Below are 19,110 nucleotides of genomic sequence, written 5' to 3'. Positions count from 1 at the left end.
CGTGTAAGCGCCGCATCAGTCGATGGACCAGATGGCGTGCGCGTCGAGCTGCAGGCGCGCCTGGGCCGCCAGCGCCTCGATCTGGGCCGTCTGCGCCGTCAGCGCCGCGTCGAGCGCCTGCCGCCTGCCGGCCAGCGCTTCGGCCAGCGTGCATTCGCCCGCCTGGTAGGCGCGCTGCATCAGTTCGGCCTGGCGGATGGTTTGTTGTTGTACCTCTTGCAATGTAGTCCATATTGCGTGGCTATGCACGCTGTCGCTGGCGGCACGCCGGGCCGCCAAAGCGACGCGCAGCTGTGTCTGCGCCACCCGTTCGCGCGCCATCGAAGCCTTGATGGCCGCCGCCGACCTGTCCGCTGCACGTCCGGCGCCGGGCAGGGGAAACGACAGGCTGACGCCGAATACCCGCTCCTGGCCGTCGCGCTCGCGCGCGGCCCGCAGTGCCAGCGTCGGGTCGGGCATGGCGTCGCTGGCCAACCGGCTGGCGCGCATGGCGTACAGGTCCGCTTCCGCCTGGGCCAGCTGCAGTTCGTGGTTGTCGTGCACGATGCGCTCGGTCAAGCCGTCTACGGCTTCGCTGCCGGCTTGCGGCAGTGGCAGCGAGTCGGCCAGTGGACGCGGCAAGCCGGGGTAGCTGATGGCCAGCAGCGTGAGCGTCTGTTCGCTGCGCTGGCGCGCCTGTTGCAGCAGGGCCAGCACGCGCCGCTGCTCCGTGTCGGCCTGCAGCAAGTCGAGCGCGGCGCCGTCGCCGGCCTGCACGCGGCGCGCGGCAATCGATTGCAAGCGCTGCGTCACGGCCAGCTGCTCTTCCAGCCGCGCTACGCCGGCCAGGTCGCGCAGCGCGTCGAACCAGTCGCGCAGCAGGGTGCGTCCCGCTTCGTGCCAGGCGTCGCCATGCAGCGCGCGCGCCACAGTCAGCCCTTGCTCGCCCAGCGCCTGGTCCAGGCTGGCCTTGCCGAACCAGCGCAGGGGCCGTTCCAGCGCCACTTCCTGCTCCAGGTAGCGTTCCGCGCCGGGGGCGGTGCGCCGGCTGGCGCCGGCACGCACCGTCCATTCATAGGGGCCGGCGGCCAGTTTGTCCCGTTCCGCGCCGGCCAGTGCGGTGTTTTGCATCCCCTGGCGCAGCGCAGGCAGGCTGGCCAGCACGCGCCGCACCTCGGCTTCGGGCGGCAGCGCGGAAGGGTTGCCAGGCGCCGCCTGTGCTCCCGCCGCGAGGAACAGCAACGCCAGGGCGCGCGCCTTCATGCCAGCCTCCCGTGGCACAGCACGGGGCTGATCCAGTAGGCGATGTCGGGCTTGGGCAACTGTGCCGCCAGCGCCTGCACGAGCAGGCGCAAGTTGGTATCGGCGCCGGCGATCAGGACCAGCTTGCGCCGTCCCCGTCCCCGTACTTGCTCCAGGCTGGAGGGGTAGGCGGCGCCCGGTCCCATGCCTTGCGCATCGAGCACGGAAAAACCGGCCGCCCAAGCCGGGTGCAGCAGCAGGAAATCGAGGACGTCCTCTTCGAGGGCTACGGGCATGGCCAGCGTCAGCATGGCGTCGCAGGGGGAATGGTCAGGGTGCTGCATGGTGGGCTCCAGTCAGGGCAATGGTAGGGACAGATGGCCGCGCCACGCCGTAGCGGCGGAACAGCAGGGGCAGCAGCACGAGGGTCAGCACGGTGGCGCTGAGCAGGCCACCGATGACGACGATGGCCAGCGGCTTCTGGATTTCCGAGCCAGGCCCCGTGGCCAGCAACAGCGGCACCAGGCCCAGGCCTGTAATACAGGCCGTCATCATGACGGGACGAAAACGCCGGACGGCGCCTTGCAGGACCAGGTCGCCGACGGCCGCGCCGCGCGCATGCAGATCGTTGAAACAGGTGATCATCACCAGGCCATTGAGCACGGCGATGCCCATCAGCGCGATGAAGCCCACCGAGGCGGGCACGGACAGGTATTCGCCCGTCAGGGCCAGCGCATACACGCCGCCCGTCAGCGCGAACGGGATGTTGACCAGCACCAGCAGGGTTTGCCGGATGCTGCGCAAGGTACAGAACAGCAGCAGGAAGATCAGTGCCAGCGCCACAGGCACGACCAGCGCCAGGCGGGCTGCCGCGCGCTGCTGGTTCTCGAACTGGCCGCCCCAGGCAATGTGGTAGCCGGGCGGCAGCGGCACCTGGCGCGCCACCAGGGCCTTGGCCTCGTCGACAAAGCCGACCAGGTCGCGGCCGCGCACATTGGCGCGCACCACCACCAGGCGCGCGGCGTTTTCCCGTTCCACCTTGACGGGGCCGTCGACCGTGCGCAGGCTGGCCACCTGGCTCAAGGCGATGGCCGGGCCGTCGGCCATGGGCAGGCGCAGCTGCTGGAACAGGTCGGCCGACAGCTGCAGCTGTTCGCCGCCGCGCAGCAGCAGGGGCAGTCGCTTGCCGCCTTCGATGACGATGCCCGCCTGGCGCCCTTCGACAAGGGTGCGCAAATCGCCTTGGATCTGTTCCACGGAGAGGCCCAGGCGGGCGGCCGCCACGCGGTCGATATCGACTTGCAGGTATTGCACGCCCGAGTTTTGCGTCGTCAGCACATCTTCACTGCCGGCCAGCGTTTGCAGCTGCGTCACGATGCGCGCGGCCAGCGCGCCCAGCGCCTTGCTGTCCGGGCCGTAGATCTTGACGGCCACGTCGCCGCGCACGCCGGACAGCATTTCCGAGGTACGCATTTCGATGGGCTGGGTAAAGCTGATGTTGACGCCTGGAAAGCTTGCCGTGGCCGCCCGCAAGGCATCGACCAGCGCTTCCTTGTCCGCGCTGCGCCATTGCGCGCGCGGCTTGAGCACGAGGAAGGAGTCCGTTTCGTTCAGGCCCATGGGATCGAGTCCCAATTCGTCCGACCCCAGGCGTGCCACGATGCGCTGCACCTCGGGCACCTGTTCCAGGATGCGGCGCTGGATGGCCTGGTCCAGGCGCGCCGATTCCTGCAAGTTCACGGAGGGCAGTTTTTCGATCTGCATGATGATGTCGCCTTCGTCCAGCGTGGGCATGAACGATTTGCCCACGTGCAGGAAGACGCCGGCGGCCAGCAGCAGCGCCGCCACGGCCACGCCGCCGACCAGGCGCTCGCGGCGCAGGGCGCGCCCGAGCAGAGCCAGGTAGGCCGCTTCCATTTTCTGCACCAGGCGCGGCGTGCCCGCGTGGCGTTCGGACAGCAGCAGCGAGGCGAGCACGGGAATGACGGTCAGCGACAGCAGCAGCGAGGCGGCCAGCGCGAAGAGGATGGTCAGCGCCACGGGGGCGAACAGCTTGCCTTCCAGGCCCTGCAGGGTCAGCAGGGGCAGGAAGACGATCATGATCACCAGCATGCCGGCGCTGACGGGCAGGGCAACCTCGCGCACGGCCCGGTAGATGCGGTGCAGGCGCGGCACGCCCGGCTGGGCATGGGCGCCATGGGCCTCGATGTTTTCCACCACCACGACGGCCGCATCGACCAGCATGCCGATGGCGATGGCCAGGCCGCCCAGCGACATCAGGTTGGCGCTCAGGCCATATGCCTGCATGAGCAGGAAGGTGCCCAGCGCCGCCAGCGGCAGGATGCAGGCGACCACCAGCGCCGAGCGCAAGTTGCCTAGAAAAACAGTCAGCAGCACGATCACCAGCACGGTGGCTTCGGCCAGGGCGCCCGTGACGCTGGCCACGGCCCGCTCCACCAGCTTGCCGCGGTCGTAGAAGGTGCTGATGCGGGTGCCTTTGGGCAGGCTGGGGCCCAGCGCATCGAGGCGGGCGCGCACTTGCTGCACCACTTGCTGTGCATTCGAGCCGCGCATGGCCAGCACCAGCGCCTGCACGGCTTCGCCGCGCCCATCCTGCGTGACGGCGCCGTAGCGCGTCAGCTGGCCGATGCGCACCGTGGCCACCTGGCCCACGTTCACCGCCATGTCGCCGCGCCGCGTGATGCCGATGGCGCGCACGTCAGCGAGCGTGCGGATGCCCGCGTCGCTGCGGATTAGCAGCGCCTCTTCGCCGCTGCCCAGGCGGCCCGCGCCATCGCTGCGGTTGTTCGCTTCCAGTGCCTGCTGCAGCTGGGCCAGCGACAGGCCGCGCGCGGCCAGGGCGGCCAGGTCGGGCACCACTTCGAAGCTGCGCACCATGCCGCCAAGCGAATTGACGTCGGCTACGCCGGCGATGTTGCGCAGCTGGGGACGGATGGTCCATTCGAGCAAGGTGCGTTTTTCCATCAGGCTCAAAGGCCCCTCGATGGTGAACATGAAGATTTCACCCAGCGGCGTGGTGATGGGCGCCAGGCCGCCGCTGACGGAGGCAGGCAAGTCCTTCAGCACGCCGGCCAGCCGCTCGCTCACCTGCTGGCGCGCCCAGAAGACGTCCGTGCCTTCCTGGAAGTCCAGTGTGATGTCGGCGATCGCATACTTGGACTGCGAGCGCAGCACGGCCTGGCGCGGTATGCCCAGCAGTTCCTGCTCGATGGGGGCGACGATGCGCGCCTCGACTTCTTCCGGCGTCATGCCGGGCGCTTTCAGGATCAGCTTGACCTGGGTGCCGGCGACATCGGGAAAGGCGTCGATGGGGAGCGCGCGGAAGGCTTGCACGCCGGCCGCCGCCATCAGCGCGGCCAGTACCAGTACCAGCAGGCGCTGCGACAGCGACAGGGCGATCAGCCGGGCCAGCATCACTTGCCTCCTTGGGCGGGCGCGTCCGCAGTTTGTCCCAGGCCGCTCCAGCTGCCCTTGAGGGCCGCCAGGCCGCTTACGGCCACCGCGTCGCCTGCGGCCAGTGCGCCGCGCACCCAGGCCATGCCGCCACCGGCCGGCGTGGCTTGCACGGGGGTGACCAGGAAGCCTCTGGCGTTGGCGACAAAGACATAGTCTTGCCGCGCCTCGCCCATGCCGCGCACCAGCGCCACGGCCGGTACGGCCACGCCGCCCACCGCGCCCGCCCGTTGCGCCGGGCGCAGCAGGCGCGCTTCGACAAAGGCGTTCACCTTCAGGCACGGATCCTGGCCCACTTGCTGTGCGCGCAGCTGCGCGCTTTGCGTGGCGCCGTCGACGACGGGAGAGATGGCCGTCACGCGCAGCCTTGCGCAGCCGTCCACCTGCAGCAGGTCGCCCACGTGCAGCAGCGGCAGTTGCACACGGCTCGCCTGCAGCTGCACCCACAGGGGGCCGCTGGCGGCCATGCGGGCCAGCAGCGCGCCCGCTTCGACATGCTGCCCCTCCTCGACAGGCAATGCCAGCACGCTGCCGGCGCGGCTGGCGCGCACCGTCAGCAGGGGCGACAGCGTGCGTTGTTCGCGCAGGCGCCGCAGCGCCACGCCATCGAGGCCGGCGCTGCGCAGCGCCTGTTCGCGTTCGCTGGCCGCCAGCGTGGCCAGCTGCGCCGCATCGCGGCTTTCATCAAGACGGGCACGGGCGATGATGCCGTCGCCGTACAGTCCTTCGTCGCGCGCCAGCCTGGCATGCGCCAGCCGCGCCGCACTGGCCTTTTCCAGGTAGGCGCGCTGCCACTCCAGCCAGCCCTGGCTGTACAGGGTCAGCAGCGGCATGCCGGCGCGCACCTGTTGCAGCGGCGTCACGTGCACCTGCTGTACCACGCCGTCCTGCACGGCGCTGGCCACGGCGCCCGAGCTGGGCGGCGCCACCACGGTGCCCGACAGGACCAGGTCGTTGCCCGCCGGCGTCCCTTCGCCGGCCAGCGTGGCGACCGCCGGCGTGGTGGCGATGCCGGCACGGCTGATTTGTTGCGGATTCAGCAGAAGTTGCTGTGGCGCGGCCGCCGATAGCAGCGGCCAGCCGAACAGGGCCAGTATTGTCCAGCAAGGCTGGCAGCGGTTAAGATGGGGAGAAGCGGGCATGGGAGGCAGCCGGAAGTGGATGATGGACGGATAGTCGCCAGCAGATGTTAAGAAGTTCTTAATGTCCGGCGCCTACGCTGCCAGCATGAAATTCGGACACGACAGCCGGACACGACATCCAGACAGGACAAGCCACGATGCGCATATTGCTGACAGAAGACGACCCCCAGCTGGGGCGCGCCACGCAGATGGGGCTGGAGCAGGCCGGCTATGCGGTCGACTGGGTACAGACGGCTGAAAGCGCGCATATGGCCGTGCGCCTGCACCGCTATGGCTGTTTGCTGCTCGACCTGTCCCTGCCGGGCGAGGATGGCATGCAGGCGCTGGCGACCCTGCGCCGCGGCGGTTACGACGGGGCGATCCTGATCGTCACGGCGCGCGACCAGATCGCCGACCGCGTGACGGGCCTGGATGCGGGCGCCGACGACTTCATCGTCAAACCCTTCGACCTCGATGAGCTGGCGGCGCGCATGCGCAGCGCCTGCCGCCGCGCGGCCGGGCGCACGCACGAAGAACTCGTGCATGGCGATATCGTCATCGATGTCGCCGCCCGCCAGGTGCGGCAGGCTGGCGTGGCGGTGCCAGTGACGGGCAAGGAGTTCAGCATCCTGCTGATGCTTGTCGAGCAGCGCGGGCGCATCCTGAGCCGCGTGCAGCTGGAAGAAGGCGTCTATAGCTGGGGCGAGGAAGTCGACAGCAACGCGCTGCAGGTACATATCCACCATTTGCGGCGCAAGCTGGGCAAGGCGCTGATCCGCACCGTGCATGCCATCGGCTACAGCATCGACAAACCCGATACCCAGGAGTGTCCATGACGACGCGCGCCCTGCGCGCCGCCGGCGCATGGTCGCTGCGGCGCACGCTGCTGGCCGTGTTGCTGGGACTGACGTTCACCTTATGGGGCTTCAGCGCCGCTATCGTGTACCTGGAAGCGGGGCGCGAAAGCCAGGAACTGTTCGACCAGTCGCTGGCCGAGACGGGGCATTTGCTGCTCTCCCTGGCCGAGCACGAGGTGCAGGAACATGGCGCGAGCACGTCGCTGGTGATGCCGGTGGCGCAGAACCGCAACCACCGCCAGTATCTGCTGTTTCAGGTGTGGGATGCGCAGCGGCGCCTGTTGTACAAGAATGCCGGCGCGCCGGACCAGGCGTTCGCCGCGCCGGCCGATGTCGGCTACAGCTGGCACGACAACGATGGCCAGCTGTGGCGCATCTACACGAGCTGGAATCATGACGCGCAGCTGCAGATCCAGGTGGCGGAACCGGCCAGCCACCGCCAGGAAATCAGCAGCCGCTTCGCCCTGAAGTTGCTGGCCATCGGCTTGCCGATGGCGGCCCTGGCGGCGCTGGCCATCTGGTGGAGCATCAACCGCGTGTTTCGCGCCCTGCGCCGTAGCGCCGATGAAGTGGCGCAGCGCACGCCCGACGATCTCGCCAGTGTCAGCGTGACGGGCGCGCCGCTGGAAGTGCAGCCGCTGCTGCAGGCCATCAACCGCCTGTTCGTGCGCGTGCGCCAGACGCGCGAGCAGGAGCAGCGCTTCACGGCCGATGCCGCGCATGAATTGCGCACGCCGCTGGCGGCCATCAAGACCAACCTGCAGGTGTTGCAGCGCGCGCGCAGCGATGCGGAACGCAGCGAGTCCGTGACGGGCCTGGGCTTGAGCGTGGACCGTGCCACGCGCCTGGTGGGGCAGTTGCTGACCCTGTCCCGGCTCGACCCGCAGTCGCAGCCGCCGCCCGACCTGCCCGTCCTGGACCTGGCCGCCGTGCTGGCCGAACAGCTGCCTGGCTGGATGGCGCAGGCGCAGCGCCAGGATCTGCAACTGCGGGCCGACCTGGCCACGGCGCCGTGCCGCCTGCAGCTGGACCATGTCCTGATCCTGGTGCGCAACCTGATGGACAATGCCATGCGCTATACCCCGGCCGGCGGCACGCTGATGCTGGCCTGCCGCACCGAGGCTGATGGCGTGCTGCTGCGCGTGAGCGATACGGGGCCCGGCATCGCCGAGCAGTTGCGCGAGCGCGTGTTCGAACGCTTTTTCCGCGCCGCCGGCGCGCACCAGCCAGGCAGCGGCCTGGGCTTGTCGATCGTGCGGCGCATCGCCGAAACGCATGGCGCCAGCGTGCAGCTGGCCGCCGGACCGTATGGCGCGGGCCTGGTGGTGACGGTGCACTTCCCCGCGCCCGCCGGCGCGCCCATTCATGAATAAAGGAGGCTGACCATGCCATTGCGACACCGCGAGTTTCACCGGATGGACAACGTGGGCTGGCTGCGCGCCGCCGTGCTGGGCGCCAATGACGGCATCGTTTCGACGGCCAGCCTGGTGCTGGGCGTGGTGGCGGCGCACGCCACGCACGACAGCATCCTGGTGGCCGGCGTGGCTGGCCTGGTGGCGGGCGCCATGTCGATGGCCACGGGCGAATATGTCTCGGTGCAGTCGCAGGCCGATACGGAACAGGCGGCGCTGGAACGCGAGGGCGGCGAACTGTTCGATGATCCCAAGGGGGAGCTGCACGAGCTGACGCACATTTATGTGGCGCGCGGCCTGGAACCGGCGCTGGCCGCGCAAGTGGCCAGGGCCCTGACGGCGCACGACGCGCTCGGCGCGCATGCGCGCGATGAACTGGGCATCACCGAAAGCATGCGCGCGCGCCCGCTACAGGCGGCGCTGGCCTCGGCGCTCAGTTTTGCCGTCGGCGCGGCGTTGCCGCTGCTGGTGGTGCTGCTGGCGCCCATGCCCATGCTGGCGCCGGCCATCGTTGCTTCCGCGCTGCTATTTCTGGCGCTGCTCGGTGGCTTGGCGGCCAGGGCCGGCGGCGCGCGCTTGGGCCGGGGCGTGCTGCGCGTGGTGTTCTGGAGCGCGCTGTCGATGGCGGCGGCATCGGGCATCGGGGCGCTGTTCGGCGCCACGGTCGCGTGATGCTGTCAGTGTGATACCAGCACCGGCAAGGTCATCTCCTGTAACACCGTGCGCGTGACGCCGCCCAGCAGCGTCTCGCGCAGGCGCATGTGGCCGTAGCAGCCCATCACCACCAGGTCGCAGCGCCGCTGCGCCGCCATCGCCAGCAGGGCCGTGCCCACGTCCTGGCCAGGCGGCGTGTCATGCTGCAGCACTTCGACGTTGACGCCGTGGCGCGCCAGGTACAGGGCCAGGTCGGCACCCGGCTGCTCGCCGTGCGCGGCCGGCTGGGCGTGCGAATTGACGACGGCCAGGCTGACCTGCTGCGCGCGTTGCAGCAGCGGCAGCGCGTCCGTGATGGCGCGCAGCGCTTCGGCGCTGCCGTTCCAGGCCAGCAGGGGATGCTGCGCGCTGCCCGATAGTGCGGCGGACGGGGCGTGCGGCACCATCAGCACGGGCCGGCCGCAATGGAGCATCAGGTATTCGGGCGTGCCGGCGATGACGCGCGACGGCGTATCCTGCGCGTCGGTCTGGCCGAGGATCAGCAAGTCGCAATAGCGCGCCTGCAGCAGCAGAGCGCCTTGCGCGTCGTCGTCGACGAAGCGCGTTTCGTAGGTGCCCAGGCCTTCTTCGCGGGCGATGCGCTCGAATTCGTGCAGGGCTTCGCTGGCCTGGCTGCGCAGCGCCTGCATCTGCGCCGGCGCAAATTGCAGCGCGTTGACGCCGCCGCCATACGCATAGCGCGAGATGCCGCTCATGGCCGAACCGATCAGGTGGGCGCCTTCTGCGACGGCCAGGCGTACGGCCAGGCGGATGCGCTGGGCACAGTGGCGGGAATTGTCTACGTGGACCAGCAGGGTAGTGTAGGGCATGGCGTTTTCCTCGGTTGTCTGAAGTCGGTTGTCAAGTCTGCAGCACGTAGTTGCCCGGCGCGTCGCCCAAGTCTGGGCCCATCGCTGGCGGCGCCACCTGCGCGCCCGAGCGCTCTGCCAGCCAGGCTTGCCAGGCAGGCCACCATGAACCGTCGTGACGCGTCGTGTCGCGCTGCCAGCTGTCCGCGTCGATGTAGGGCGCGTCGTGGGCGTGCGTGGCCAGCTGGTAGCTGCGGCGCGCCTGTCCCGGTGGCGAGACCACGCCTGCATTGTGCCCGCCCGAGGTGAGCAAAAAGGTGACGTCCGTGTCGGTCAGCAGCTGCAGCTTGTACACAGAGCGCCATGGCGCCACGTGGTCCGTCAGCGTGCCGACGGCAAAGATGGGCGCGTCGATGTCCGGCAGGGCGATATGGCGGCCTGCCGTGCGGTAGCGGCCTTCGGCCAGGTCGTTGTGCAGGAAAAGGCGGCGCAGGTATTCCGCATGCATGCGGCAGGGCATGCGCGTGGCGTCCGCATTCCAGGCCATCAGGTCGCTGTCCTGCTCGTCCAGCCCCAGCAGGTAATGGCGCAGCCGGCGCGACCAGATCAGATCGTTCGAACGCAGCAGCTGGAAGGCGCCCGCCATCTGCCGCGTATCGAGGTAACCCTGCTTCCACATGGCCGCCTCCAGGAAGCTCACCTGGCTCTCGTCGATGAACAGCGACAGTTCGCCCGGTTCCTTGAAGTCCACCTGCGACGCCAGCATGGTGAGGCTGGCCAGGCGCGCATCGCCGTCGCGCGCCATGCTTGCTGCGGCAATCGCCAGCAGGGTACCGCCCAGGCAGTAGCCGGCCGCATGCACCTGCGGCGCGCCCGTGATGCGGGCAACGGCGTCGAGCGCGTCCATCACCCCCAGCTGGCGGTAGTCTTCCAGCGACAGCTCGCGGTCTTCTTCGAGCGGATTTTTCCATGAAATCATGAACACCGTGTGGCCTTGTTCCACCAGGTAGCGCACCAGCGAATTGTGCGGCGACAGGTCGAGTATGTAGTATTTCATGATCCAGGCCGGCACGAACAGCAGGGGCGTGGCATGCACGGTCGCTGTCGCTGGCGCGTACTGCAGCAGCTCGATCAGGTCATTGCGGTAGACCACCTTGCCGGGCGTGACGGCCACGTTGTCGCCTGCCTTGTAGCTGCGCTGGTCGGGCGCATGCGCGCCCATGGCGGCGCGGCGCCAGTCGTCGGCCAGGTGCCGTGCGCCATTCGCCAGGTTGGCGCCGCCGCTCGCCAGGGTTGCCTGCTGCACCACGGGATTGGTCAGCATGAAGTTCGACGGCGCCAGCATGTCGAGCCACTGGCGCACGGTGAACGTGACGACATCTTCGTGATGCGGCGAGACGCCGCGCACGCCAGTGGTGGCGCGGTGCCACCACTGCTGCTGCAGCAAGAAGCCCTGGTAGGCCAGGTTGTAGGGCCAGCGCTGCCAGGCCGGGTCTTCGAAGCGCCGGTCCTGCGGCAGCGGCGCGATGCAAGGCGGCTCACTGGCGCTGCCGGTCTGGGCCGATTGCAGCGCAGATTGCAGCGCGTACTGCTGCCAGCGGCCGATCTTCTTCCACGCTTCCTGCAGCAAGGTTAGCTGCTTCGATGGCGCCAGTGCCAGGTGGCTGAGCCAGTCGGCATAAGCATTGCCCAGCGCGGCCGGCGAAATGCCGCCCGTGAACTTGCCCAGCCAGGCGTTTAGCAGCAGGTCGAGAGTGGCACCTTCCGGTGCGCTCTCCGGATAGTCGGGCGCCGGCACGCCTTGCCAGGCGCTGCCCTGGCGCTCATGTTCAACTTTTTGCTCCGCATTGCTCGGCTGCGTCTTGCTCATCCAGGACTCCTGTCATTTTTTTACAGGATAGCAAGAGCTTGTTCAAAAAATTATGATCTACATCAAGTTTGCCCGGATGCGTGCAGTGTCCCGCCTGTCGCCGCGATGGCCGCGCCCGTTTCCTGCATAAACAGCCGCAACTGTTCCTCCAGCGCATCGAGGCGCGCCAGCAACGCCGTTTGCGGGGCCTGGGCTGCTTCGCGCTCGATGGCTGCGACGATGGCGACGGCGGGGAGGGCATGGAAGTTGGCCAGCAAGCCAGCCAGGGTATGTGCCTGCCGGCTCGCGGTGGGCCGGTCGCCCGCCAGCATGGCTGCGCGCAAGGCCGTCAGCTGCTCCGGCAAGCCGGCCAGGAAGGAGGCGCCGATGATGCCGATCACGTCGGCGTCGGCGTTGGCCAGCGCGGCGGCGTAGTCGAAGCGCGGCGCGCTGCCGGTGGCCGGCGCTGCCACTTCCGGCGCCATGGCGGGCGGCAGCGTAAACTTGCTTATCTGCAACACATGCTGCTCGATCAGACTTTGGAAGGCGGCGGTGCGGAAAGGCTTGGACAGGTAATCGTCCATGCCGCCGGCGATGCAGCGTTCGCGGTCGCCTTCGAAGACGCTGGCCGTCATGGCGATGATGACGCTCTTCGGCATGCCTTGCGCTTCGCGTTGGCGTATCTGCGCGGTGGCTTCGAAACCGCCCATTTCCGGCATCTGCAGGTCCATCAGGATCATGTCGAAATGGGCTGCCGCCTGGCAATCGAGGGCGATGCGGCCGTTCGCCGCATGCGTGACCCGGTGGCCCGCATTGGACAGCAGTACGGTGGCCAGTTCGCGGTTCATGGCGTTGTCCTCGACCAGCAGGATGTCCAGGCTGGACGTGCCTTCGCGCACGGAATGGCGCGTCACCACGGGCGCAGCGCTGGGCATGCCGCGGCAGGTGCCCAGCACGCTCATGGTGATGGCCAGCAATTCCTCGGGGCTGGCCGGCTTGAGCAGGTAGCCCTGGATGCCCAGTTCGCGGCAGCGCGCCGCGTCGCCCAGGCTGCCGCTGGAGGACAGCATGACGATGGGCACCTGGCTCCAGTGGGGCAGGGCGGCGAGGGCCGCTGCCGTGTCGAAGCCATTCATGCCGGGCATGGCAAAGTCCATGATGATGCAGTCGGCCGGCAGGGCGGTGCGGCAGTGGTCCAGCGCCGCCTCGCCCGACTCGCAGGCGGTGACGCTGGCGCCGCTGTGCTCGAAGATCTTGCGCAGGATGGTCAGGCTGCTGGAATTGTCGTCGACCAGCAGGATCGCCCGCCCCGCCAGCGAGGCAGCCGGCGGCGGCAGGCACGGCTGATTCTCGCCGATGGGCAGGGCCAGATCCACGGTGAAGCTGCTACCCTTGCCCAGTTCGCTCGACAGGCCGATGCTGCCTTCCATCATCGTCACCAGGCGGCGCGTGATCGACAAGCCCAGTCCCGTGCCGCCGAAGCGCCGCGTGGTCGAACCGTCTTCCTGCTGGAAGGCATCGAAGACGGCCTCCTGCATGTCGGCGGCGATGCCGATGCCGGTGTCGCGCACGCACAGCTGCACCTGGGCCATGCCATCGGCGCAGGCGCGCAGCTGGGCACTGACAGTCACCTCGCCGCGCGGCGTGAACTTGATGGCGTTGCCCGCCAGGTTGGTCAGCACCTGGCGCAGCCGGCCAGGGTCGCCGAGCAAGGTTTGCGGCAGCGCGGGATCGACGTCGAGCACCAGTTCCAGGCCCCTGGCCTGGGCCCGCATGGCCTGGGCACGCATGGTTTCCTGCATCAGCTGGCGCAGATTGAAAGGAATGCTTTCCAGGGTCAGCATGCCCGCCTCGATCTTCGAGAAATCGAGGATGTCGTTGATAATGCACAGCAGGGCGTCGGCCGAAGCCTTGACGATTTCCAGGTATTTGCGCTGGTGCACGTCGAGTTCGGAATCGAGTACCAGATCCGTCATGCCCAGGATGCCATTCATCGGCGTGCGGATTTCGTGGCTCATGTTGGCCAGGAATTCGCTCTTCGAGCGGCTGGCCGATTCGGCCACTTCCTTGGCCAGCAACAGCGCGCGCTCTGCCGCCTTTTGGCTGGAAATGTCGACTATGGTGCCCACCAGGCCGAGCAGGCTGCCGTCCGACTTCAGCAGGGCCGCCTTGCTGAACAGGACATCGACCTGGCGCGTGCCGATGGTCAGGCGGTCTTCAAACGTCTGCTTGCCCTGGTCCTGCAGCAGGTGGCAATCGTGCAGAATCACTTGCTGCGCCCCCTGCTGCGGCAGGATGTCGGCCATCGTCATGCCCAGGATGTCCGTTTGAGCGAGATCGAAGAAGGCGCAAAAGGCGCGGTTGGCGCGCAGGTAGCGGCCCTGCACATCCTTCAGGTACAGGGGAATCGGGATGGTCTCGATCAGTGCATCGACGAAGTTGAGGTTGTGCTGCAGGTCGCGCGCCGCCAGGCGCCGTTCGGTGATATCGGTCAGGCTGCCGGTGATGCCAGCCAGGCGTCCCTGGCCATCGCGTTCGGCGCGTGCGCACACGTCGACCCAGCGCACGTTGCCGTCCTTGGTGACGTAGCGCGCTTCATGGCGCATCGTGTCCACCTGGCCTGCCAGAAGCTGTGCCAGGCCGATGCCGGCGCGCTCCCGGTCGCGCGCATCGATGAATTGCAGGACATTCTTGCCCATGCTGTCGGCGGCGCTGAAGCCGGTGATGGTGTGCCATGCGGGGTTCAGGAAGGTCCAGGCGCAGTCCAGGTCTGTGCGGAAGACCACTTCATTGAGGCTGTTGACAACGTTGCGATATTCGCGCTCGCTTTTGGCGATGGTTTCGGCCATGCGCTTGCTTTCGCTGATTTCCGTGCGGATGGCGATGTACTGATAGGGCTTGCCGGCCGCATCGAGGAAGGGCACGATGGTGGCGTCGACCCAGTATTGCCCGCCATCCTTGGCGTGGTTGCAGATTTCCCCGTGCCACACCTGGCCGGCGGTAATGGTTTGCCACATCTGCGCAAAGAAGGCGTCAGGATGCGTGCGCGAATTGATCAGGCGGTGCGTCTTGCCGATCAGCTCTTCGCGCACGAACCCGCTGATGGCGCAGAACTTGTCGTTGACGTAAATGATGACGCCGGCTGTGTCGGTAATGCTGATAATGGCATGCTGGTCCATCGCAAAGCGCTGGTTCTGCAGTTCGATGCGGCGCAGTTCCTGTTGCGACACCAGCTCGGCGAGCAGCACCGAGAGGCCTTCGATATCGCCTTCCTGCGGCAGGTGCTGGCCGGAATCGTCGTTGTCGAGCAGGTGCACGGCTGCCACGCGCAGCGATTGCAGGACGCGGTTGCGGCTGGCCAGTTCCGTGCGCAGCAGATCGTTGGTCATGCTCAGTTCTGTCGAACTCAGCTCCAGGCTGCGCGAGCGCAAGTCCAGGTCGCGTTCGGACTGTTCGTAGGCGCTGTCGATGCGCAGCAGCAGGGCCGGCAGGCCGGCCAGGAAAGCGGCCAGTTCGGGGGGCGTGCCGGCTTGCGCCCCTAAGGCCTGGGCCTGTTCCAGCAAGGCGATGCAGGCGCTTTCCGAGTCGATATTGCAGACGCGGCTCAGTTGGCGGGCAAGGGTACGGTTCATGCTTCGCTCAGCACGGTCACGGTCATCGTCTGGTTATGCAGCTGGCACGCGCCATGCGGCTGCGTGATGCCGATTTCGCCGTTCGAGTAGAAACCGGCGATACAGGTGGCACCGCTGCCCAGTACGTCGGCCACCGCTTCGACCTCTTCCTCGACACTGTCGCCCATGACCAGCTTGCGCCCCACGCAGCTGACCAGCAGGGCCAGCTGGTCGCCCACCGCATCGGCGTGGAGCTGGACGCTGTGCGCGGCCGTTTCGGCCCCGTCTATCAGCCGGTTGGTACTGGAATGCATTAATTTCAGGTAGCCGTCGGCGAGGATGTCACCGGCCAGTGTCAGCGAACCCTGTTCTTCATCGACGGCGAGGATGGTGCGAAACACATTGCTTTTTTCATGCGCCGCCGTGAGCATTTCAAACGGAAACAGCAGGCCCGAACCCGGCAGGTCGCGCGCATAGTCGCCCAGGTACAGTTTGTAGATGTCCAGCGCCCGCGCGCCATCCAGCCCATACAGCACGTTGTCGACGCAGCGCGTCACCTTGCGCGCCGGACCGAACGCTTCCCATCCCGCATGGCTGCCGTAGCCGAGGCGGATATGCTCGCCGTACAGGCCGACGGCGATGATGGTATTGTCGGCCGTACCGCGTGGACCCAGGGTCCAGGTCTGGCGGAAGGCGCCGCCGTCGGCGGCCAGCCCGCCGGATATGGTGACGCCCGGGGGAAGATTCGCCTGCAGGCCAGCGATGAGGGCACTGCCGTTGATGGCCACGCCCGTGCCCAGCATGAAGACCGCCGTCAGGTTTTCCTGCGGCAGCGCCTGCGCCAGGCGCTCGCCCGCATCGTGCGAGTCCGCCATGTCGCAGATAATGGCGTCGGCGATGGCCACCGCCGTGTGCGCGAAGGCGATGGCGGTGATGACGCAGCTGTCGTCATAGACGCGCTTGCCGGCGATCTCGCCGGCCGTGGAGCAGCCGGCGATAACGGCGCCGGGCAGTTGGCGGCGCAGCGCCGCCGTCAGCTCCGGGGTGGAGAAATAGGCGCAGGCGCCAAAGACAAGCACCAGCTGCGGCTGTATGGCGGCCAGGGGTGCCAGTGCGGCATCGATATCGGCACGATTTTTCAGGATCAGTTGTTGCACGCGCATGGCAGGGTCCTCGCTTACAGTGGGTGGGCGTGATGCTGGACGGGGTCGGGCAGGCTGCTGCGGATATCGAGCACCTCGTCCCAGGCGCCCAGGAAGGCGTCGATGCAGCGCGGGCAGAAATGACTGCCCGTATTCTGTTGGAGGAACAGGTACGCTTGCTCCACTGGCCAGGCCGGCTTGTACGGGCGTTCCGAACTGAGCGCGTCGAAGACGTCAGCCACGGCGACGATGCGCGCCGACAGTGGTATTTGTTCGCCCGCCAGGCCGTCCGGATAGCCGCTGCCGTCGTATTTTTCATGGTGGCTGCGGGCGATTTCCTCGGCCAGGCGGATCAGCGGCGCATCGCTGCCGGCGAGGATCTGGCCGCCGATTTCCGCGTGCTGGCGCATGATGGCCATTTCCTCGTGGTTCAGTCGCCCCGGCTTGAGCAGGATATGGTCGGGCGTGGCCAGCTTGCCCACGTCGTGCATGGGGGCTGCCTTGAGCAGCAGTTCCTGCCATTGCGCATCCATGCCCAGGTTCCTGGCGATCAGCGCCGAGTAGCGGGCCATGCGCATGATGTGAGCGCCCGTTTCAGGGTCGCGGAATTCGGCCGCCCGCGCCAGGCGCGTAACCAGTTCCATCTCGCGCGCCGTGACGTTGGCGATGGCCTCGCTCACTTCATGCTCGAGCAGCTTGGCACGGTCGGCCAGCATGGTTTGCGCTGTGCGCAGGGCCAGCAGATTGCGCACGCGCAGGCTGAACTCGATGGTGTCGACGGGCTTGGTGAGAAACTCCGTGACACCGAGCGAAAATGCCTGCTTGCGCACGGCGCGGTCGTTCTCGGTGGTGACCATGATGATGGGGATGTCGGCCATGCCTTGCATCTTGCGGAAAATGCTGAGAAATTCATTGCCCGACAGGCTGGGCATCCGGTAGTCGAGCAAGACCAGGTCCGGCACATGCGACTCGCACCAGGTCAGCGCATCGATGGGGTCGTTCATGCAGACGGGCTCGATGCTGCTGGCCTTGCGCGCCAGGGTCGATAGCAGGCTCAGGTTGGTGTCGTTGTCATCGACGATCAGGATGCTCATATTGTCTCCGGAGGATGGCTGTCAGGTGGCGGCCGGGATGGCGATGGCTGCCTCAGGCAGCCAGTTTGCCCGTGGCGGGCATGCCCAAGCCTGACAGCAGGCTGTCCATGTCGAGCACGATCAGCAGCCGTTCATCCAGGCTGCCGATGGCCGTTACATGGCCGGCCATCGCCGAGCCGTGCAACTGCGGCGGGGGCTTGAGCTGTGCCGGCATCAACGGCACCACATCGGCCACGCGGTCGACCACGATGCCGGTGGCGCCATGCGCGAAGATGAGGATGATCACCACGGTCGAGGCGTCGTATGCGGGCGCGGCCTGGCCCAGTGCAATGCGCAGGTCGATCAGCGGCACGATGCTGCCGCGCAGGTGGATGAAGCCCTTGAGGAAGGCGGGCGCATTGGCGATACGGGTCACGGCGCCGTAGCCGCGGATTTCCTGCACCAGGCCGATGTCGATGGCGTATTCCTCATTGCCAAGGCCAAAGACCAGCAATTCCCGGGCGCCCGCTTGCGCCAGCTGGCTTGCTGCCGCGGCATGTGTTGTGGTGGTTTCCATGTGCTTGCTCCTGTCAGGTGATGCGTGATGCATGAAACTGCGAGGGTTACCGGGTGATGCTCAAACCTGCTCGATGCGGTTGCGGCCATTGCTCTTGGCCTGGTACAGGGCGGCGTCGGCTTGCATGAAGCCGGCTTTCCAGTCACCGTCTGCAGGCAGCGGCGCCAGGCCGATGCTGATCGTCACCGTGATGGGCGTGTGCTCGAAGTCGACGCACGTTTCGGCCACGGCAAGGCGGATGCGTTCGGCCACCTGGCGCGCCATGACCATGTCTGTATGGAGAAACAGCAGGCCAAATTCCTCGCCGCCCATGCGGGCGACGACATCGGATGCCCGCGCCTGGCTCTGGAGCACGGCCGAGATGGCTTGCAGCACGGCGTCGCCGGCGGCGTGGCCATGCCGGTCGTTGACGAGCTTGAAGAAATCGATGTCGGCGATGCCGATGGTCATCGGACTACCCGCGCGCCTGGCCCGCGTGGACGAACGCACGGCGTCTATCTCGAAGGCGCGGCGATTGGGCAGGTGAGTCAGGGGATCGCTCAGGGCGATGCGCTGCAACTGCTGCCAGCGGGCCGCGTTCTGCAGTTCGATGGCGCGTTCGTGGCGCTGGTCGATGAAGAAAGCGCCCATGTAGTTTTCATTATCCAGCTTGCCCAGATCCATGGCCTTGAGCATGATGGGCAGCATCGTGCCATCGCGATGGCGAATGGCGAAATGGCGCTTGTTGCCCAGCACCTTGGGGTTCTTGCAGCTGCCGGCCAGATAGGCGCCGATCTGCTCGCCATGCTGCTCGCGCACGGCGTTAGGCAGCAGCGTTTCGATCTGCTGGCCCGGCAGGCTGCCTGCGTCATAGCCGCTCAGCGCATACATGGCATCATTGGCATAGTGGATGCGTGAAGCGGCATCGATGATGATGGCTGCATCGTCGGCGACGTCGAGCAGGCGCAAGGCCAGGATTTGGTTCATGTACTTCTCCCCTGCAAAGAATACGGAGATGCCGGGTGGTCGAGGCTGCGATAGCTGTTGCACCACTTTGATTTCTCCTTGGAAATCATCATACATCAAATAAAATTGATTTCAACAAATATTTTGATTTTCATGATTTTATTTGGTTTTTTTGCACGCGACAAAATCCCGCTCTTGATCGCCTTGCCAGCGTATCGGTCGTCATTTCACTCTCCGGGCAGCTGTATTTTCCCAGTATTCGTTTGCCTGTCGGCAAAGGAAATTGTATTTTTCGGGTATATATTTATTGTATTTGGTAAATTTAT

14 protein-coding genes are annotated in these 19,110 nt (G+C 67.0%); 3 read left to right on the top strand and 11 right to left on the bottom strand.

Features of this window, described 5'->3' with window-relative positions; genetic code table 11:
• Positions 1 to 15 precede the first annotated feature (15 nt).
• The 4 genes from ACQ4WZ_RS10410 to ACQ4WZ_RS10395 are packed head-to-tail and all read right to left on the bottom strand — an operon-like array spanning position 16 to position 5,837.
• Positions 16 to 1,242: a TolC family protein gene (locus tag ACQ4WZ_RS10410; RefSeq protein ID WP_436573340.1), complete on the bottom strand. Its 1,227-nt coding sequence runs from the start codon at positions 1,240 to 1,242 to the stop codon at positions 16 to 18.
• A complete protein-coding gene (locus ACQ4WZ_RS10405; protein ID WP_101481066.1) occupies positions 1,239 to 1,565 on the bottom strand; it encodes a DUF3240 family protein in 327 nt (108 codons plus the stop codon). The genes ACQ4WZ_RS10410 and ACQ4WZ_RS10405 overlap by 4 nt, the downstream gene beginning before the upstream one ends.
• Positions 1,552 to 4,656, bottom strand: coding sequence for an efflux RND transporter permease subunit (locus ACQ4WZ_RS10400; RefSeq protein WP_436573339.1), 3,105 nt, complete (start codon positions 4,654 to 4,656; stop codon positions 1,552 to 1,554). The genes ACQ4WZ_RS10405 and ACQ4WZ_RS10400 overlap by 14 nt, the downstream gene beginning before the upstream one ends.
• Complete coding sequence (locus tag ACQ4WZ_RS10395) at positions 4,656 to 5,837, bottom strand: efflux RND transporter periplasmic adaptor subunit (protein WP_436573338.1); 1,182 nt, start codon at positions 5,835 to 5,837, stop codon at positions 4,656 to 4,658. Before ACQ4WZ_RS10395 ends, ACQ4WZ_RS10400 begins: the two co-directional genes overlap by 1 nt.
• 137 nt (positions 5,838 to 5,974) lie before the next feature.
• On the opposite strand from ACQ4WZ_RS10395, the gene ACQ4WZ_RS10390 reads away from it, so the two are divergent.
• From ACQ4WZ_RS10390 to ACQ4WZ_RS10380, 3 genes are read left to right on the top strand one after another with little or no spacing between them, the layout of a single operon-like run.
• Entirely contained in the window at positions 5,975 to 6,652 is a 678-nt protein-coding gene (locus ACQ4WZ_RS10390; protein WP_436573337.1) for a response regulator, read from the top strand.
• Positions 6,649 to 8,046: an ATP-binding protein gene (locus ACQ4WZ_RS10385; RefSeq protein ID WP_436573336.1), complete on the top strand. Its 1,398-nt coding sequence runs from the start codon at positions 6,649 to 6,651 to the stop codon at positions 8,044 to 8,046. Before ACQ4WZ_RS10390 ends, ACQ4WZ_RS10385 begins: the two co-directional genes overlap by 4 nt.
• Before the next feature lie 12 nt (positions 8,047 to 8,058).
• A complete protein-coding gene (locus ACQ4WZ_RS10380) occupies positions 8,059 to 8,757 on the top strand; it encodes a VIT1/CCC1 transporter family protein (RefSeq protein ID WP_133991861.1) in 699 nt (232 codons plus the stop codon).
• Positions 8,758 to 8,762: 5 nt separating this feature from the next.
• Here the strand turns inward: ACQ4WZ_RS10380 and ACQ4WZ_RS10375 are convergent, their stop codons facing one another.
• From ACQ4WZ_RS10375 to ACQ4WZ_RS10345, 7 genes are all read right to left on the bottom strand, one after another.
• Positions 8,763 to 9,608, bottom strand: coding sequence for a universal stress protein (locus ACQ4WZ_RS10375; protein WP_133991859.1), 846 nt, complete (start codon positions 9,606 to 9,608; stop codon positions 8,763 to 8,765).
• Positions 9,609 to 9,639: 31 nt separating this feature from the next.
• Positions 9,640 to 11,457: a PHA/PHB synthase family protein gene (locus ACQ4WZ_RS10370; protein WP_436573335.1), complete on the bottom strand. Its 1,818-nt coding sequence runs from the start codon at positions 11,455 to 11,457 to the stop codon at positions 9,640 to 9,642.
• Positions 11,458 to 11,519: 62 nt separating this feature from the next.
• A complete protein-coding gene (locus ACQ4WZ_RS10365; RefSeq protein WP_436573334.1) occupies positions 11,520 to 15,068 on the bottom strand; it encodes a PAS domain S-box protein in 3,549 nt (1,182 codons plus the stop codon).
• Positions 15,065 to 16,210, bottom strand: coding sequence for an FIST signal transduction protein (locus tag ACQ4WZ_RS10360; RefSeq protein WP_436573333.1), 1,146 nt, complete (start codon positions 16,208 to 16,210; stop codon positions 15,065 to 15,067). Before ACQ4WZ_RS10360 ends, ACQ4WZ_RS10365 begins: the two co-directional genes overlap by 4 nt.
• A gap of 14 nt (positions 16,211 to 16,224) precedes the next feature.
• Positions 16,225 to 17,283: an HD domain-containing phosphohydrolase gene (locus tag ACQ4WZ_RS10355; RefSeq protein WP_133991851.1), complete on the bottom strand. Its 1,059-nt coding sequence runs from the start codon at positions 17,281 to 17,283 to the stop codon at positions 16,225 to 16,227.
• Positions 17,284 to 17,335: 52 nt separating this feature from the next.
• Positions 17,336 to 17,839, bottom strand: a complete 504-nt coding sequence (locus ACQ4WZ_RS10350) for a chemotaxis protein CheW (RefSeq protein ID WP_436573332.1) — start codon at positions 17,837 to 17,839, stop codon at positions 17,336 to 17,338.
• A 60-nt stretch (positions 17,840 to 17,899) separates the two neighbouring features.
• Positions 17,900 to 18,805 carry a GGDEF domain-containing protein gene (locus tag ACQ4WZ_RS10345; protein WP_166674801.1) on the bottom strand — a complete coding sequence of 302 codons (906 nt, stop codon included), beginning with the start codon at positions 18,803 to 18,805 and terminating at the stop codon, positions 17,900 to 17,902.
• Between the last annotated feature and the right edge of the window lie 305 nt (positions 18,806 to 19,110).

Origin of the sequence: Janthinobacterium darwini (assembly GCF_051380905.1) — a bacterium.
Lineage (GTDB): Bacteria > Pseudomonadota > Gammaproteobacteria > Burkholderiales > Burkholderiaceae_D > Janthinobacterium.
This window is presented reverse-complemented; position numbering and strand designations above follow the sequence as displayed.

Bases quoted from the DNA above. Each gene is read 5' to 3' on its own strand.
- ACQ4WZ_RS10405 (WP_101481066.1), bottom strand. From the start codon at position 1,565: ATGCAGCACCCTGACCATTCCCCCTGCGACGCCATGCTGACGCTGGCC.
- ACQ4WZ_RS10345 (WP_166674801.1), bottom strand. From the start codon at position 18,805: ATGAACCAAATCCTGGCCTTGCGCCTGCTCGACGTCGCCGACGATGCA.
- ACQ4WZ_RS10350 (WP_436573332.1), bottom strand. From the start codon at position 17,839: ATGGAAACCACCACAACACATGCCGCGGCAGCAAGCCAGCTGGCGCAA.
- ACQ4WZ_RS10370 (WP_436573335.1), bottom strand. From the start codon at position 11,457: ATGAGCAAGACGCAGCCGAGCAATGCGGAGCAAAAAGTTGAACATGAG.
- ACQ4WZ_RS10360 (WP_436573333.1), bottom strand. From the start codon at position 16,210: ATGCGCGTGCAACAACTGATCCTGAAAAATCGTGCCGATATCGATGCC.
- ACQ4WZ_RS10380 (WP_133991861.1), top strand. From the start codon at position 8,059: ATGCCATTGCGACACCGCGAGTTTCACCGGATGGACAACGTGGGCTGG.
- ACQ4WZ_RS10375 (WP_133991859.1), bottom strand. From the start codon at position 9,608: ATGCCCTACACTACCCTGCTGGTCCACGTAGACAATTCCCGCCACTGT.
- ACQ4WZ_RS10355 (WP_133991851.1), bottom strand. From the start codon at position 17,283: ATGAGCATCCTGATCGTCGATGACAACGACACCAACCTGAGCCTGCTA.
- ACQ4WZ_RS10385 (WP_436573336.1), top strand. From the start codon at position 6,649: ATGACGACGCGCGCCCTGCGCGCCGCCGGCGCATGGTCGCTGCGGCGC.
- ACQ4WZ_RS10395 (WP_436573338.1), bottom strand. From the start codon at position 5,837: ATGCCCGCTTCTCCCCATCTTAACCGCTGCCAGCCTTGCTGGACAATA.
- ACQ4WZ_RS10400 (WP_436573339.1), bottom strand. From the start codon at position 4,656: ATGCTGGCCCGGCTGATCGCCCTGTCGCTGTCGCAGCGCCTGCTGGTA.
- ACQ4WZ_RS10365 (WP_436573334.1), bottom strand. From the start codon at position 15,068: ATGAACCGTACCCTTGCCCGCCAACTGAGCCGCGTCTGCAATATCGAC.
- ACQ4WZ_RS10410 (WP_436573340.1), bottom strand. From the start codon at position 1,242: ATGAAGGCGCGCGCCCTGGCGTTGCTGTTCCTCGCGGCGGGAGCACAG.
- ACQ4WZ_RS10390 (WP_436573337.1), top strand. From the start codon at position 5,975: ATGCGCATATTGCTGACAGAAGACGACCCCCAGCTGGGGCGCGCCACG.